Origin of the sequence: Pseudomonas berkeleyensis, assembly GCF_014109765.1 — a bacterium.
GTDB lineage: Bacteria > Pseudomonadota > Gammaproteobacteria > Pseudomonadales > Pseudomonadaceae > Aquipseudomonas > Aquipseudomonas berkeleyensis.
Genome location: NZ_CP059139.1, coordinates 3,126,640 through 3,141,250, shown reverse-complemented (window position 1 = coordinate 3,141,250; position 14,611 = coordinate 3,126,640). Strand labels below are relative to the sequence as shown.

At 63.0% G+C, this 14,611-nt stretch carries 14 protein-coding genes; 6 read left to right on the top strand and 8 right to left on the bottom strand.

Going from position 1 to position 14,611, the window contains the following annotated elements:
• Positions 1 to 28: 28 nt before the first annotated feature.
• From HS968_RS14635 to HS968_RS14625, 3 genes are all read right to left on the bottom strand, one after another.
• On the bottom strand, positions 29 to 1,963 hold the full coding sequence (locus HS968_RS14635; RefSeq protein WP_182366706.1) for a sigma-54-dependent Fis family transcriptional regulator: 1,935 nt from the start codon (positions 1,961 to 1,963) through the stop codon (positions 29 to 31).
• 177 nt (positions 1,964 to 2,140) lie between these two features.
• The gene (locus HS968_RS14630) at positions 2,141 to 3,169 is read right to left on the bottom strand and encodes a lipase secretion chaperone (RefSeq protein WP_182366704.1); all 1,029 of its coding nucleotides are present in this window, start codon (positions 3,167 to 3,169) and stop codon (positions 2,141 to 2,143) included.
• 85 nt (positions 3,170 to 3,254) lie between these two features.
• Positions 3,255 to 4,208 carry a triacylglycerol lipase gene (locus HS968_RS14625; RefSeq protein ID WP_106740556.1) on the bottom strand — a complete coding sequence of 318 codons (954 nt, stop codon included), beginning with the start codon at positions 4,206 to 4,208 and terminating at the stop codon, positions 3,255 to 3,257.
• A 512-nt stretch (positions 4,209 to 4,720) separates the two neighbouring features.
• On the opposite strand from HS968_RS14625, the gene HS968_RS14620 reads away from it, so the two are divergent.
• Positions 4,721 to 5,029, top strand: coding sequence for a class I SAM-dependent methyltransferase (locus HS968_RS14620; protein ID WP_119691536.1), 309 nt, complete (start codon positions 4,721 to 4,723; stop codon positions 5,027 to 5,029).
• Between the two features lie 81 nt (positions 5,030 to 5,110).
• Here the strand turns inward: HS968_RS14620 and greB are convergent, their stop codons facing one another.
• The 3 genes from greB to HS968_RS14605 are packed head-to-tail and all read right to left on the bottom strand — an operon-like array spanning position 5,111 to position 8,844.
• Positions 5,111 to 5,608, bottom strand: coding sequence for a transcription elongation factor GreB (gene greB, locus HS968_RS14615; RefSeq protein WP_119691535.1), 498 nt, complete (start codon positions 5,606 to 5,608; stop codon positions 5,111 to 5,113).
• Positions 5,609 to 5,662: 54 nt separating this feature from the next.
• Positions 5,663 to 8,161 (bottom strand): ABC transporter permease, encoded by a 2,499-nt coding sequence (locus tag HS968_RS14610; RefSeq protein WP_407681631.1) that lies wholly within the window; start codon positions 8,159 to 8,161, stop codon positions 5,663 to 5,665.
• Positions 8,161 to 8,844, bottom strand: coding sequence for an ABC transporter ATP-binding protein (locus HS968_RS14605; RefSeq protein ID WP_119691533.1), 684 nt, complete (start codon positions 8,842 to 8,844; stop codon positions 8,161 to 8,163). Before HS968_RS14605 ends, HS968_RS14610 begins: the two co-directional genes overlap by 1 nt.
• A gap of 11 nt (positions 8,845 to 8,855) precedes the next feature.
• Between HS968_RS14605 and HS968_RS14600 the strand changes: the two genes are divergently transcribed.
• The 3 genes from HS968_RS14600 (at position 8,856) to HS968_RS14590 (ending at position 10,967) form a co-directional block, all read left to right on the top strand.
• Positions 8,856 to 9,461, top strand: a complete 606-nt coding sequence (locus HS968_RS14600) for an arylesterase (RefSeq protein ID WP_182366702.1) — start codon at positions 8,856 to 8,858, stop codon at positions 9,459 to 9,461.
• Between the two features lie 197 nt (positions 9,462 to 9,658).
• Positions 9,659 to 9,940, top strand: coding sequence for a hypothetical protein (locus HS968_RS14595; RefSeq protein ID WP_106740569.1), 282 nt, complete (start codon positions 9,659 to 9,661; stop codon positions 9,938 to 9,940).
• 70 nt (positions 9,941 to 10,010) lie between these two features.
• Positions 10,011 to 10,967 carry a L,D-transpeptidase family protein gene (locus HS968_RS14590; RefSeq protein ID WP_119691531.1) on the top strand — a complete coding sequence of 319 codons (957 nt, stop codon included), beginning with the start codon at positions 10,011 to 10,013 and terminating at the stop codon, positions 10,965 to 10,967.
• Between the two features lie 130 nt (positions 10,968 to 11,097).
• Here HS968_RS14590 and oprI read toward each other — a convergent pair whose 3' ends face one another.
• Complete coding sequence (oprI, locus tag HS968_RS14585) at positions 11,098 to 11,349, bottom strand: outer membrane lipoprotei OprI (protein ID WP_106740573.1); 252 nt, start codon at positions 11,347 to 11,349, stop codon at positions 11,098 to 11,100.
• A gap of 264 nt (positions 11,350 to 11,613) precedes the next feature.
• On the opposite strand from oprI, the gene HS968_RS14580 reads away from it, so the two are divergent.
• Positions 11,614 to 12,987 (top strand): GntP family permease, encoded by a 1,374-nt coding sequence (locus HS968_RS14580; protein WP_182366700.1) that lies wholly within the window; start codon positions 11,614 to 11,616, stop codon positions 12,985 to 12,987.
• Positions 12,988 to 13,127: 140 nt separating this feature from the next.
• Positions 13,128 to 13,406 (top strand): GNAT family N-acetyltransferase, encoded by a 279-nt coding sequence (locus HS968_RS14575; RefSeq protein ID WP_119691529.1) that lies wholly within the window; start codon positions 13,128 to 13,130, stop codon positions 13,404 to 13,406.
• A gap of 61 nt (positions 13,407 to 13,467) precedes the next feature.
• Here the strand turns inward: HS968_RS14575 and HS968_RS14570 are convergent, their stop codons facing one another.
• Positions 13,468 to 14,544: a 3-deoxy-7-phosphoheptulonate synthase gene (locus HS968_RS14570; RefSeq protein ID WP_182366698.1), complete on the bottom strand. Its 1,077-nt coding sequence runs from the start codon at positions 14,542 to 14,544 to the stop codon at positions 13,468 to 13,470.
• Positions 14,545 to 14,611: the final 67 nt, after the last annotated feature.

Genomic DNA, 14,611 nt, shown 5'->3' with positions numbered 1-14,611 from the left:
GGTGGGCTTCAGCCCACCAACAGAACGTTTAGAACAACTCGTTGGGCTGCACGATCCCGTATTTCTTCATCTTGCGGTACAGGGTCGAACGGGCCACGCCGAAGGCATCGGCCACCGCGCTGATGTTCCAGCGGTGCTCGCGCAGCGCCGCATGCAGGTGGCGCGCCTCGTCATTCTCCAGTCGGCCGGCGAGCTTGCCTGCGGATATGTTCGCCGGTTCCTCCGTGTTCAGACTCAGGTGCTGCAATTCGGCTGGCAGGCAATCGACGTCGATGCGACCGTCTTCGGCCAGTGCGGCCGCATACCGCAGGCAGCTGGACAACTGGCGGATATTGCCGGGCCACGGGTGATCGAGCAGCCGCTGACGCGCCGCGGCGGTCAACTGGAACTGACCGTGGCGGCTCAGCAGGCTGTCGATCAGCACGTCGCGATCGCTGCGCTCGCGTAGGGCGGGCAGGGCCAGCGGCATACCGTTGAGGCGATAGAACAGATCTTCGCGAAACGCCTTGCTGGCGATCATCTGCGCGAGGTTCTGGTGGGTGGCGGAAACCACCTGCACATCCAGCGGCACCGGCGTTTCGGCGCCCAGCGAGAAGATTTCACGTTCGGCCAACACGCGCAGCAGGCGAGTCTGCAGGTGCGCCGGCATGTCGCCGATCTCGTCGAGGAACAGCGTGCCGCCGTTGGCCAACTCCAGCTTGCCCTTCATGCCCTTCTTGTTGGCGCCGGTAAAGCTGCCGCCGCGATAGCCGAACAGCTCGCTCTCGATCAGGCTTTCCGGGATTGCTGCGCAGTTCAGCGCCACGAACGGGCCACGAGCGCGTGCGCTGGCCTGGTGAATGGCGCGAGCGAAGGCTTCCTTGCCGGTGCCGGTTTCACCAGTGATGAGGATCGGAATGTCCTTGTCGAGTACCTTGCGCAGGCGACGCACGCCTTCCTGCAGGCGTGAATCGCTGCCGCCCAGGCGCTGCAGATCCGGATGTTCGCTGTTGCCGGCAGGTGCCGTGCGGGGGCGCGTCTGTGGCTGCAAGGCCGGGATACGCAGGCTGACGCCGACTGGCGCGTCGCCCTGCAGCGTGCGCAGGTTGAGGCTGCGGGCGCCGCCATTGCTCTGGCTCAGCAGTTCGTCAACGCTGGCCGGCAACAACTGGTCGATGCGGCTGCCGAGCAGGTCGATCTGGCGTTCCTGCTGGTAGCTGACGAAGGCTGCATGGTTGGCGCCGATGATCCGGCCCTGTTCGTCCAGGGCCAGCAACTGTTCATTGGCCAGGTCGCTGATGTCGTCGTGGGATTTCACCGAGAGCGTCATGCGGTCGCGATAACGCTGGCGGAAGCTGGCGTTCTCGATCATCCGCGCATACATGACCACCAGTTGCAGGGTGAGGTACTGCGTTTCCTTCGGCCCTGCACTGTTCAGGCAGGTGGCATTGAGGCAGCCACGCAGGATGTTCTGCGCGTCATAGATTGGTGCCACCGAGCAGCTCAGGCGGAAATTGGAGACCAGGAAATGTTCCTGGTGGTGAATGGTCATCGCCTGGCGCGAGGCCAGCGCAGTGCCGATGCCGTTGGTGCCGACCGTGGACTCATCCCAGCAGGCGCCGACGATCAGGCCGGCCTGGGTGTAAACGTCGTATTGCAGCGGCAGGCGGGTATCGAGGGTAACGCCATGCTCGTCGCTGAGCAGCACGGCGAAGCCCGCCGGTACCACGCGCTTGGCCAGCCCGGTGACGCCTTGGCTGGCGATGCTCAGGTAATCCTGATGCAGACGCTGGTGTTCACGCAGTTCACTGGCAGTGAGCACATGCTTTTCGCCGATGCCGTGTGGATCGAGGCGATGTTGCATGACGCTGCGATACCAGGACTGGACGATGGGCGCGTCGGGTCGAATGTTGCGCTCGGGGAAATGATCCGCAACGAAAGCAGTCAGGTCACTGGGGCAGGATCCCGAGGTGTGGATGCTCATTGGCACTCCTTCGAGTGGTGCGTTGTCTCGCAGCCTCTTGTTCTTTTTTGCCGGTTCGCTCGTCGCTCAAGATCGGCGAGGCGGACAGGAATGTCACTCTAGCGGGAATGCAGTGGGTTTGGAACCGATGAGTCGGATCGGGACCATGGTGCCAGCCATGGCCCGCTGGCGGTGTGCTCAGTCGTTCTTGCGTGCTGCCGCGAGCTGCTCGGCCGCATCCAGGCGCAGGCGTTCACGCTCATCGAAGCGCTCCGTTGCCAGCGCCTCGATGGCCGTATGCTTGTCGCTACTGCTGAGCCCTTCGCTAGCCTCGATCCGCGCCTTGGCGGCGAGGTAGTCGTCCAACCGGCGTTGCCAGTTCTGTCGCTGGTTATCCAGCACTTCGAGGCGTGCGGTGGCTTCGGCGCCGACCAGTTGTTGGCGCATCTGCCGGATCTGCGCCGCGCTGGCGCCTTCTGCCTGCAGGCGAACGGTGTTCTGCCGCAGCTCCTGCTGCAATTGCGGCAGTACGGCATCTTGCAGATCCTCCGGTAGTGCGGCGCGCAGTCGGTCGACGGCCTGGCCTTTCTCTTCGGCGCTGAGCCTGGCGTCGTGCTGGATGGTCAGGCGCTCCAGGGTGAAGCGGTTGTAGCCTTCCTCTCGGGCGAAGAAGGCCTGGTGGGTTTCACTATCGAACAGGCGCGCACGCAGTGCCTGCACCGCAGCCTCGCGCTGACGCATGGCGTCTAGGTTTGCCATCTGCGGTAGATCGCGCTCCAGCAGCACCAGCTCGCGCTTGTAGGCGAGGTACTGATCGAGCAGGGCTTGGGCGCGTGCACGCGCAGGTTCCTGCAACTGGCTGTCGATATAACCACGCAGGCGCTCGACGCTGGCTTGCAGGCTTTCTTCACCGATGCTCGCCAGGAAGTAATCGAAGATACGCCGGATGTCCTCGCTGATGATCAGATTGCCCGTGGCATCGACGCGAAAGCGGCCGTCGACGTCGGTGCCGGCGAAGGAGGCGGGTAGGGTCAGCTTGGTCGCCTTCTTCTGCGTGTCGCTTGCAGTCGGCGTCATGGCCTCGGCAGGTGCCTGCGGCACAGGTTTCGTCACTGTAGTGGTGGCAGGAGAGCTGACGTGGGTGGGCTGATGTCCGGGTTGCAGGTACAGCATCAAGGCCAGGCTGGCGCCGATCAGTAGAGGCAGGGCGAATAGGGCTTTCTTCACGTGTGGCTCTGGGTATCAGGGGGCGGGTGCGCCGTGCGCACCGATGTCTCGATGCGCACGGCTCGGGCGGATGTTATCCGTGAGCCTAGAGCCCGGCGTTCTTCAGGCGGTTGGCGTGTTGACGGTAGACGGTCACCGGGTCGGTCTCGAACAGGCTGGTCAGCCCCAGCGTCTGGTTGACCTCGTCGAGGTGGTTCATCCGGTAGTTGTCACGAATGACCTGACCCATGCGCGAGCTGCAGCGGCCAACCAGGCCGTCGTTGGCTTCGCTGCCGAAGGTCAGCGAGGACGCGCCCATCAGCAGGTCGCTCGGGTCGAGCAGGTTGGTCAACGGGCTGGTGCCGCTCCACGAGTAGTAACGCACGCCGTTCACGCTGTAGGCGCCTTCGCCACAGGCGCTGGTCGGGATGCCCTGCGGGAACTTGGCGTTGAAGCGGGCGGCGCCTTGGCTGTTGAGCGATTCCAGCGAGCCGAGCGCGTTCTGCGGCGTGGTGCTGGGGCTGCCGGAGAGGAAGTTGATCAGCGCGCCGAGGCCGTTGATGATGCCTGCCAGCACCGGGGTCGCTACCGGCCCGGCAGGGCCGTCGCTGATGCCCTTGAGGAAGTCGGCAGTGGCCGAACCCTTGTGCGGCGCGCCGACGCTGGTGACCGAGGCGACCAGATCCGGGCGCACGGCGGCGACATAGCGAGTGGTTGGGCCGCCATGGCTGTGGCCGATCAGATTGACCTTGCCCTTGCCGCTGATAGCGACGATGTCCTCGACCTGCTGCAGCAATTGTTCACCACGTGCTTCGGAGGTGTCCAACTGGCTGACTTCGGTGACGTAGACGCTGGCGCCGTCGCGGCGTAGCGCGGTCGGGATGCCATACCAGTAATCGACGCCGAGGATGCTGTCGAAACCCAGCATGCCGTGGCCGAGGACGATGGGGTATTTGGTCTGGGTATAGCCGGACGAACCGAACCAGAAAGCCTGGGTCTGGCCGCTGGCGAGCAGGCCGGCGCCGAGGCAGAGGGCGAGCAGGGTTTTATTGTTCTTCATGGGCGCTCTCGATGGGGTTTATTGAGGCAGTCAGGCTGCATCCTGCAACACAAGCGTGCCCATCCCATGGCACGTACGGCGACAGAACGATGGCAGGAAACATGCCATCGTCAGGTTTTCCCGATTAACCTCTCTATTGCGGCGCTTTCCCGAAGATAACCCTGTTTTGTCGGCGTGATTGCCGCAGCTTTTCTGTTACGTGGCGACACGCCGAGTTGTGATGGCAGGCCGCAATCGTTCAGTTCTGCGACGGCGTGACCGGGCAGGTTGAGCCATTTGAGCTGCGTCCAGGGGGAAGATGGTCAGGCGGCCAATCGAAGGTTGGGGTGCGATGATGGCGCGCCTTGACAGTCCTGCATGGGAGTCTCTAGGATGCGCCCTGCGCCGATTTAAACAGCTACTTGCGGGGCGCCACAGGGTGTTGTTTGCAGCGCCTGAAATTCCGCTAAAGCGCTGGTTCGGTGTCGCCTCTCACCGCTGCCCAGCGGGATTTCCGAGGCGGAGACTCGACAATGATCTGTCCCCAACCCCTGATTCGTCTGGCGCCCATCACTTCGGGCCTATTGCTGCGCAATCCGCGTGTATTGCTCGGTGGCAGCCATCAACCCACCCTGTTGCGTTATCTCGAAGGCTGGCCCAAGCGCTGGAGTGGTTCGCGTGCCTTTCGCATCCAGTTCGTGCAGAACGGTGAGTCGCTAGCGCGCTTCGCCCGTGACAGCTTCGATCTGGCGGTTATCCAGGCACCAAGCTCCGACGTATTGGCGGACACGGTTCATGAACTGGTGCGGGTCGCGCGCCAGGGATTGATTACTCGGCGGTAGGGTGCGCCGCGCGCACCGAGAAATATCTCGTGAATGTCTTTGACCAGCCGTGCGCACGGCGCACCTTACGTGCTCAGCGCCTCAGAGGTATGCGATCTCGACGATGTAGCAGGTCTTCTCGCCGCTGGGACTGTGTACCCGGACTTCGGCGTCCAGTTCCTTGCCGACCAGGGCACGGGCCAGCGGAGAGTCGATGCTGATCAGGCCCTGTTTCAGATCGAGCTCGTCGGGGCCGACGATGCGATAACGCGATTGTTCGCCGTCCTCGTCCTCGATGGTGACCCAGGCGCCGAAATACACCTTGCCCGGATCGGACGGTTTGTCGCTGACGACCTTGAGTTTTTCCAGGCGCTTGGTCAGAAAACGCACGCGGCTGTCGATCTCGCGCAGCATCTTCTTGCCGTAGGTGTATTCGGCGTTTTCCGAACGGTCGCCTTGTGCCGCGGCTTCGCTGACCGACTGGGTCACCTGGGGGCGGCGCACGTGCCAAAGCTCATGCAGCTCGGCACGCAGGCGCGCTTCGCCCTCGGGAGTGATCAATGGTGTGCCAGCGGGGCGTGGAGGGCGATAGCGGCTCATGGTGTCTCAGGTGTGTGGAGGGGGCGCCAGTCTAGCAAACCCCTCCGATCCTTCTCAGCCTTCACGCAGCACGCTCAGCGGGCTGGCATTCAAGGCGCGGCGGGTGCCAAGCACCCCCGCCATACCGATCAGCAAGGCGCCGATCACCGGCAGCAGCAGTAGCCATGGGTGTGGTTGCCAGCTCATGTCGAAGGCGTAGCGATAGAGCAGGAAGCTCACCAGTTCGCATCCGACGGCGGCCAGCAGGCCAGCGGCGGCGCCGAGCAGGCCGAACTCGGCACGGCGAGCGTTGATCAGCAGCTTGCGTTCGGCCCCGAGCGCGCGCAGCAAGGCGCCCTGGCGAATGCGCTCATCGAGGGTTGCCTGCAGTCCGGCCAGCAGCACGGTGATGCCCGCGGCGAGCACGAACAGCAGCACATACTCGATAGCCAGGGTCACCTGCGCCAGAATGCTGCGCAGTTGCGCCAGCAGGGCGTCGACCTGCAGCAGAGTGACACTGGGGAAGGCGCGGCTGAGGCTGACCAGTTCGGCATCCTGTCCAGGCGGCAGATAGAAACTGGTCAGATAGGTCGCGGGCAGATCCTGCAGGGTCTGCGGCTCGAAGATCATGTAGAAGTTGGGCTGGAAGCTGTCCCAATCCACTTCGCGCAAGCTGGTGACCTGCGTTTCGCGTTCGATCCCGCCGACATTGAAGCGCAGGCGATCTCCCAGCTTGAGTTGCAGGCTCTCCGCCAGTTCGGATTCGACCGAGACGCCCGGCAGGCCGTCATCTCGCCCTGACCACCAGGCACCGCTGGTGATGCGGTTGTCCGCCGGCAGCTCCTGCGACCAGGTCAGGCTGAGATCGCGCTGGATCGCGCGTTCACCGCGGCTTTCCTTGGTCACCAGCTGGCGTACCGGCTCGTCGTTGATCATCACCAGGCGACCTGGAACCACCGGATACAGCGGCGCAGGGTGCGGTGACAGCTCTGTCAGGCGGGCGGCGAAGGCATCACGCTCGGCGGGCAGTACGTTGAGGGCAAAGTGGTTCGGGGCATCTTCCGGCAGTTGATCCTGCCAGGTGTCGAGCAACTCGCCACGCAGCAGGGCGATCAACGCCATGGCCAGCAGAATCAGACCGAAAGCCAGCGACTGGCCAGCGGCGGCCAGCGGGTGGCGCAGCAATTGACCCAGGCCCAGGCGCCAGGGCAGGGCGGCGCGTTGCAGCAGGCGACGCAGGCTCTGCAGGCCGAGCAGGAGCAGCCCGCCAAGCAGCAGCGCTGCCAGCAGACCGCCGCCGAGCAGTGCCAGAGTCAGGCGCAGATCCAGGCTCAGGCGCCACATGATCAGGCCAAGTGCGATCAGCGCGGCGCCATAGACCAGCCAGGAGCTGGCCGGTACCGGCAGCATGTCGCGGCGCAGCACGCGCAGCGGCGGCACGCGACCGAGTGCCGCCAGCGGCGGCAAGGCGAAACCGGCCAGCGCCACCAGGCCGGTGGCCATGCCGGCCAGAGCGGGCCACAGGTTGGCGGGCGGCAGATCAGCCGGAATCAGGCCCTGCAGGAGGTAGAACAGGATGTGCTGGCCGGCCCAGCCAAGCAGGGCGCCCAACAGGCAGGCAAGCAGGCCGAGCAGGGCCAGCTGCAAGCCGAACAGGGCGAGCGCCTCGCGTCGCGACAAGCCCAGGCAGCGCAGCAGGGCGCTGGCATCGAAACGGCGTGCGGCGAAGCGTGCGGCCGAGAGGGCGACAGCCACCCCGGCGAGGAGTACCGCGGCCAGGCTGGCCAGGTTCAGGTAACGCTCGGCACGGCCAAGGGCTCCGCCGATCTGACGGTTGCCATCACGTGCGTCATCCAGGCTCTGGCTGGGCTCAAGGCCGCTTTCCACGGCCTGGCGGTAAGCTGCCAGGGTATCGCTGTCGCCGCGCCAGAGCTCGCGAAAGCGCACGCGGCTGCCTGGCTGCACCACTTCGGTGGCGGCCAGGTCATCGAGGTTCATCAGGGCGCGGGGGGTAAGGCTGTAGAAGTCGCCTGCGCTGTCCGGGTCATAGGTGAGGACGCGACTCAGGCGCAGACGCTTGGCGCCGACTTCGATTTCATCACCGACCTGCAGATCCAGCGCGACCATCAGCCGTGCTTCGGCCCAGACTTCTCCGGATGCCGGGCCAGATCCCGTTTCTTCTGCCGCATAGGGCGCGGCCGCGCTCTTCAATTCGCCGCGCAATGGGTAACTGCTGCTGACGGCCTTGATGCTGGCTAGCTGAATGCCGTTGTCGGCAGCTACCACGCTGGAGAACTCCACCATCCGGGCGTGGTCGAGCCCGAGCCGTGTCCCGGCTTCGATCTGTTCGGCACTGGCAGGCGAGCTACCGCTCAGGCGCAGATCGGCAGCGAGAAATTCGCTGGCACGCAGCAGCATGGCGTCGTTCAGGCGCGCACTGAAATAGCCGATGGCACTGCTGGCCGCTACTGCCACCAGCAGAGCGAAGAACAGCACGCGCAACTCGCCGGCGCGGGCGTCGCGCAGCAGTTGGCGAGCAGCTAGCGACAGCAGGCGAGTGAAGGGCTGTTTCATCAGGGTTCCACGCTGTCGATCAGATGGCCGGCTTCCAGGCGGATCAGGCGATGGCAGCGGTGGGCGAGGCGCTCGTCGTGAGTGACCAGTACAAGAGTGGTGCCCCGCTCCTGGTTGAGTTCGAACAGCAGGTCGCTGATGCGTTCGCCCGTGTGGCTGTCGAGGTTGCCGGTGGGCTCGTCGGCGAACAGCACATCCGGTTCGGCGGCGAAGGCGCGGGCGATGGCTACGCGCTGTTGTTCGCCGCCGGACAGCTGCCGCGGGTAATGAGTGAGGCGCTGGCCCAGGCCGACACGCTCGAGCAGGGCGCGGGCGCGCTGGCGGGCATCGGCGTGGCCCTCCAGTTCGAGCGGCAGCATGACGTTTTCCAGCGCGTTGAGGCTGTCGAGTAGCTGGAACGACTGGAAGACGAAGCCAACATGTTCGGCACGCAGGCGTGCGCGCTGATCTTCATCGAGTTCGCCGAGATCCTTGCCGGCCAGCAGCACTGCGCCACCGCTGGGCAGATCGAGTCCGGCGAGCAGCCCGAGGAGGGTGGACTTGCCCGAGCCCGAGCTGCCGACGATTGCCAGGCTGTCGCCTTTGTCCAGGCTGAGATCGAGGTCGTGAAGGATGGTCAGCTCACCTTCCGTGCTGCTGACCACTTTGCTAAGGTTCCGCGCAACGAGAATGCTCGAAGTCATGGAGATTCCAAATGCGTGCATGGTGGCTGAGTGGTGCCTTGGCCCTGCTGTTCTGGGCCCAGGGAGCGGTTTCAGGCACCCTGCTTGTGGTCGGCGATAGTATCAGCGCGGCTTTTGGCCTGGATAGCCGCCAGGGCTGGGTCGCACTACTGGAAAAACGCCTTGCCGATGAAGGTTTCGAGCACAAGGTGATCAACGCTTCGATCAGTGGTGACACCAGCGCAGGCGGCGCCGCGCGGCTGCCTGCGCTGCTTGCCGAGCACAAGCCGGAGCTGGTGATCATCGAGCTGGGAGGCAACGATGGCTTGCGTGGACAAGCCCCTGCGCAATTGCAACAGAATCTTGCGTTGATGGTCGAGAAGTCGCAGCAGGCTGGGGCCAAGGTGCTTCTGCTGGGGATGCGCCTGCCGCCCAATTATGGCGCGCGCTACACCACGGCCTTCGCCCAGATCTTCAGCGATGTGGCAGAGCAGAAGCAGGTGCCGCTGGTGCCGTTCTTTCTTGAAGGGGTAGGCGGTGTGCCGGGGATGATGCAGCGCGATGGCATCCATCCCACGGAGGGCGCGCAACCACTGCTTCTGGAGAATGCCTGGCCAGCCCTGAAACCGCTGCTTTGAGAGGCTGCCTACGATCTCGCGAGCCAGTGTCATGCAAGGAAAAACAGGTGAAAGAGCGGTGTGTGCTGTGGCACATGAGCATTTCGAGTCTGTTTTTGACGTGGCAGGGGCGACGCGCAGCGGGTCGTAGATGGGCTCTCAGGCTTTTCGGCTTCAGACCTTTCGGCTAATGTGGCCGGCCTGTCATGGAGCCCCAGATGCCGCGTCTTGCCTGGTCCCTTTACGCCTATCAACTGATCGAGCCAGACGAACAGCTGGATCTGTTCGCCTGCCGCGAAGTGCGCCTGCATCTGGTTGCCCGGCAGCTGCGTCTGGGCGGCCACGCCGACCGCACCCTGTGCGGCGGCTTGTTGCCGGCGCAGCCGCGTTGGCGTCAGTTGGACAAGCCTCTGTTGCGTGACCGCCGCTTGTGCCCGGCGTGCCTGGCTACCTTCGAGGCGCAACGCCAGGGGCTGTGCTCGAATTGGGCGGATAGCTGACGTCTGCCCGACGTCCGTATGGCGGTGTACAATCACAGTAATTTCATTCAACTCATCAAGGACATCCCGGATGTTGTCGCGATTCTCTGCGGTCAACCGTTGCCTGACGCTCATGGCGCTGTGCTCCAGCGCAGCCGTACAGGCGCTCGAACTGCCACTGCCGCCGCCGGGTGAAGATGTGGTCGGCCAGGTACAGGTGATCAAGGCCAAGTACGAGGACACCTTCGCTGATCTGGGAACTGCGAACGACCTGGGCTATCTGGAAATGGTCGCCGCCAACCCGGGCGTCGACCCCTGGTTGCCGGGCGAAGGCACCGAGGTCATCCTGCCTACACGCTATGTGCTGCCGCCAGGCCCGCGCGAAGGCATCGTGATCAATCTGGCCGAGTACCGTCTGTACTACTTCCCGAAAGGTGAGAACGTGGTACATACCTATCCTCTCGGTATTGGCCGCGAGGGTTGGGGCTCGCCGCTGGGTGTGGGCCGTGTGACGGTGAAGACGCCGAACCCTGCCTGGTATCCGCCGCAGTCGATCCGCGATGAGCACGCAGCTGACGGCGATATCCTGCCAACCGTTGTGCCGCCTGGTCCTGACAACCCGCTGGGGCCGTACAAGATGACCCTGTCGTTCCCCGGCTACCTGATTCATGGCTCGAACAAGAAGTTCGGTATCGGCATGCGTGTCAGCCATGGCTGCTTCCGCATGCTCAACCACAATGTTCTGGAACTGGCCGCGATGGTGCCGGTAGGCACGCCAGTACGCATCCTCAACGAGCCATACAAGTTTGGCGTGAGTGGCGGCAAGGTCTATCTGGAAGCCCACGCGCCGCTGGATGATGAAGGTGATCCGTCGGTGGTCGATAAGCACACTGCGGTGATCAATACCCTGCTCAAGCGTGAAGAGCTTAGTGGTCTGCGTCTGGATTGGGAGATGGTGCGCGAAGTGGTGGCTTCGGAAGATGGTTTGCCGGTGCCGATCGCCACGCAAGACGATCATGTCGTTGCGAGCAGCGATAACCCGTTCTAACGCATCTGACAAACAGCCCGCTCGTACTTGTACCGGCGGGCTTTTTATTGCCCGAGGGAAAAGTTAGCCAAGCGCGGGCAATAAAAAAGCCGACCCAGTTGCCTGGGTCGGCTTTCGAAAGCTGGGTCGCTTATTTGCGGCTAGCTTTTTCCAGCATGCGCAGAGCGCGCTCGTTGGCTTCGTCAGCGGTCTGCTGAGCCTTCTGAGCGGCAGCCAGAGCTTCGTCGGCCTTGCGGTAGGCTTCATCGGCACGGGCTTGAGCGCGAGCAGCTGCGTCTTCGGTAGCAGTCAGACGAGCTTCGGTTTCTTTGGAGATGCTGCTGCAACCGGTAGCCAGAACTGCGGCCAGAGCCAGAGCAGAGAATTTCAGAACGTTGTTCATCGTGTTCCCCTTGAGGTGGAGTTTTCCATAAAAGCAATTCCCCAACGGCGGGAAATTAGCCGGCCTACATACTACCTATTACTTTTAGTAAGTAAACGGAAGTAGTGCAAGAGTTGCACTTTTTTTTTATAGCAGATGGGCTGGGCCAGGGCCGAACCTGCGTTACTTGTATAAAAAACAATCAAAGTTGTCAGGGCACGCCACCATCGGGGCTGTTATAACTGTCCCGGTTAGAAAACTAGAACAATAAATACGGGGGCGAATATGCTCGGTAATGCAGGGCTCTTGCTGGGGTTGGGCTTGCTCATTTTCATGGCGCTGCGCGGTGTGAACATCTTCATCGCGGCGCTGGTGTGCTCTATTTTGGTGGCCGTGAGCAATGCGCTCTCCGTGCCGGCCGCCTTGCTCGAACACTTTCCCTTTGGCCCGCTGGGTGCATTCACCTTTGCCGGCAAATTCTTCGTGCTGTTTCTCTGTGGGGCTATCTTCGGCAAGGTCATGGCGGCCAGCCAGGCTGCCAGCAGTATCGCGCAGGCGATTACTCGGGGGCTGGGCACTCAACGTACGCTCTGGGTGGCGATGCTGGTGTGCGCGGTGCTGACCTATGGTGGCGTGGTGGTCTTCGTGGTGATTTTCACCATGTATCCGCTGGGGATCACGTTGATGCGCGAGGCCAATCTGCCCAAGCGTCTGTTTTGTGCAGCTATCGCCCTGGGGGCGGGAACCTTCACCATGACCGCGCTGCCTGGGTCGCCGTCGATCCACAATGTCATCGCCGCCAGTGCATTGGGTACTGACCTGTTCGCCGGTGCCTGGATCGGTTTGTTCGCTTCGGTCGTGATGGTGGTGCTGGGAATGGCCTATCTGCAGCGGCAGTGGCGGCTGGCTCGGGAGTGTGGCGAGGGCTTCGAGCCCAATGCCCAGGACGAGCGCATGGCGCAATTGGCTGGTGTTCCGGGAGCAGGGCCGCACTGGGGTATGGCGCTGGTGCCGATCATCGTGGTGCTGGGCGTGATCCTGCTGCCGCGGTTGCTGATGTTGTTCGCTGTCGAGCTGTCAGCCGAGAGTGTTTGGGGCGCAATTCTGGCGTTCAGTCATGCTCAGCCGATCCTCTGGCCGAGTCTGGCATTGGTATTGGCCACCGCTGTCGCCGTGCTGATGTTCGCGCCGTTGCGGCGCAATACCCTGGCGTTGCTGGGGCAGGGGGCGGATGACGCGATCATGCCGCTGCTCAATACCGCCGCGGTTATCGGTTTCGGTGGGGTGGTCACGCAGACCGCAGGCTTCGGCCAGTTCGTGCAGTGGATACTGGCGGCGGATCTGCCTCCGCTGCTCTCGGTATTCGCTTCGATCAGCGTGGTATCCGGTATCGTCGGTTCATCTTCTGGCGGTTTGCAGATCTTCATGCAGACCCTGGCGCCACACTATCTGGAAATGGGCGTCGAACCGGAAGTGCTGCACCGTATCGCCAACATCGCTGCTGGAGGCCTGGATTCGTTGCCGCACTGCGGGGCGGTGATCGCCATGCTGATGATCATGGGCTTGACTCACAAGCAGGCATACAAGGATATATTCGTCATCACCGTGCTGATTCCGGTCGTGGCCGTTCTGCTCTGCATTGCGCTGCTGAGCCTGTGATAGCGCATGACTGGCCGGTCTGCCGCCTGATAAGCTTGGGTCAAGCAGCGTCCGCATGTGGACGAAAAGTTGCGCTTTTATCAAAGCGCCGGTAAGAAATACAAAGGCGTCGCGACGGGTTCGTGGCTAGAGGAGTGAAGATGAGCGAGGCGTTGTCCATCCAGCATGATCAGGCGAGTCACCAGTTCGTGACCACGGTCGAGGGTGATCGTGCGTATCTGGCCTACATGGATCTGGGCAAGCAGACGCTGGATATCTATCGCACCTTCGTGCCCAACTCCCTGCGCGGGCGCGGTATTGCGGCGGCACTGACCGAGCACGCGCTGCGCTATGCCGAAGGTCGAGGCTACACGGTGATCCCGTCCTGCTCCTATGTGGAGCGTTACATGGAGCGGCGTCAGCGCCACCAGGCCAGCTAAGGACTGGAATCGAATACGAAAACGCCGGGCATTGCCCGGCGTTTTCATGTGCGCAGTACCCTCAGCTGCGTTGGCGCTTGGGCAACACGTCCTTGAGCTTGGCGTGCATGCTGCGCAGGCTCTTCTCGGTGGTTTCCCAGTCGATGCAGGCATCGGTGATGGAAACGCCGTACTTCAGGTCGTCAAGATTCTTCGGAATCGATTGGCTGCCCCAGCCCAGGTGGCTTTCCACCATAAGGCCGACGATGGAGTTGTTGCCTTCGAGAATCTGGTTGGCGACGTTCTCCAGTACCAGTGGTTGCAGGGCCGGATCCTTGTTGGAGTTGGCGTGGCTGCAGTCGACCATGATGTTCGGGCGGATGCCGGCTTTGCTCAGCTCCTGCTCGCAGATGGCCACGCTGACCGAATCGTAGTTGGGCTTGCCGTTACCGCCGCGCAGTACCACGTGACCATAGGCATTGCCTTTGGTGGTGACGATGGAAACACCACCTTCCTGGTTGATGCCGAGGAAGCGGTGCGGGCTGGAAACCGATTGCAGTGCGTTGATCGCCACGGTCAGGCCACCGTCGGTGCCGTTCTTGAAGCCGACGGCCGAGGACAGGCCCGAGGCCATTTCGCGGTGGGTCTGCGATTCGGTGGTGCGTGCGCCGATGGCGGACCAGCTGATCAGATCCTGCAGGTATTGCGGGGAAATCGGGTCGAGCGCTTCGGTAGCGGTGGGCAGGCCCATCTCCGCCAGGTCGCGCAGCAGTTTGCGGCCGATGTGCAGGCCGTCCTGGATCTTGAACGAGTCATCCAGGTAGGGATCGTTGATCAGACCTTTCCAGCCGACGGTGGTACGCGGCTTTTCGAAATACACGCGCATGACCAGGAACAGGCTGTCGGACAGCTCGGCAGCCAGCGCCTTGAGGCGCTCGGCGTACTCGTGGGCGGCCTTGATGTCATGGATGGAGCAGGGGCCAACCACCACGAACAGACGGTGATCCTTGCCATCGAGGATGTCGCGTACGACCTGGCGGCCATGTGCGACGGTCTTCAGGGCGGCATCGGTCAGGGGGATTTCGTGCTTGAGCTGGTCGGGGGTGATCAGGGTTTCGTTGGAGGCGACGTTGAGGTCGTCGATCGGTAAATCAGCCATCGTGCTATTCATCGGGTCAGGTCGTCAGGTCACGGGTGCCGGCCGCCAGCGATCCCCTATGGCGGTG

Coding starts and splice junctions, on each gene's coding strand:
- HS968_RS14635 (WP_182366706.1), bottom strand. CDS start 1,963: ATGAGCATCCACACCTCGGGATCCTGCCCCAGTGACCTGACTGCTTTC.
- HS968_RS14625 (WP_106740556.1), bottom strand. CDS start 4,208: ATGAAGAACAATAAAACCCTGCTCGCCCTCTGCCTCGGCGCCGGCCTG.
- HS968_RS14620 (WP_119691536.1), top strand. CDS start 4,721: ATGATCTGTCCCCAACCCCTGATTCGTCTGGCGCCCATCACTTCGGGC.
- greB (WP_119691535.1), bottom strand. CDS start 5,608: ATGAGCCGCTATCGCCCTCCACGCCCCGCTGGCACACCATTGATCACT.
- HS968_RS14610 (WP_407681631.1), bottom strand. CDS start 8,161: ATGAAACAGCCCTTCACTCGCCTGCTGTCGCTAGCTGCTCGCCAACTG.
- HS968_RS14605 (WP_119691533.1), bottom strand. CDS start 8,844: ATGACTTCGAGCATTCTCGTTGCGCGGAACCTTAGCAAAGTGGTCAGC.
- HS968_RS14600 (WP_182366702.1), top strand. CDS start 8,856: ATGCGTGCATGGTGGCTGAGTGGTGCCTTGGCCCTGCTGTTCTGGGCC.
- HS968_RS14595 (WP_106740569.1), top strand. CDS start 9,659: ATGCCGCGTCTTGCCTGGTCCCTTTACGCCTATCAACTGATCGAGCCA.
- HS968_RS14590 (WP_119691531.1), top strand. CDS start 10,011: ATGTTGTCGCGATTCTCTGCGGTCAACCGTTGCCTGACGCTCATGGCG.
- oprI (WP_106740573.1), bottom strand. CDS start 11,349: ATGAACAACGTTCTGAAATTCTCTGCTCTGGCTCTGGCCGCAGTTCTG.
- HS968_RS14580 (WP_182366700.1), top strand. CDS start 11,614: ATGCTCGGTAATGCAGGGCTCTTGCTGGGGTTGGGCTTGCTCATTTTC.
- HS968_RS14575 (WP_119691529.1), top strand. CDS start 13,128: ATGAGCGAGGCGTTGTCCATCCAGCATGATCAGGCGAGTCACCAGTTC.
- HS968_RS14570 (WP_182366698.1), bottom strand. CDS start 14,544: ATGGCTGATTTACCGATCGACGACCTCAACGTCGCCTCCAACGAAACC.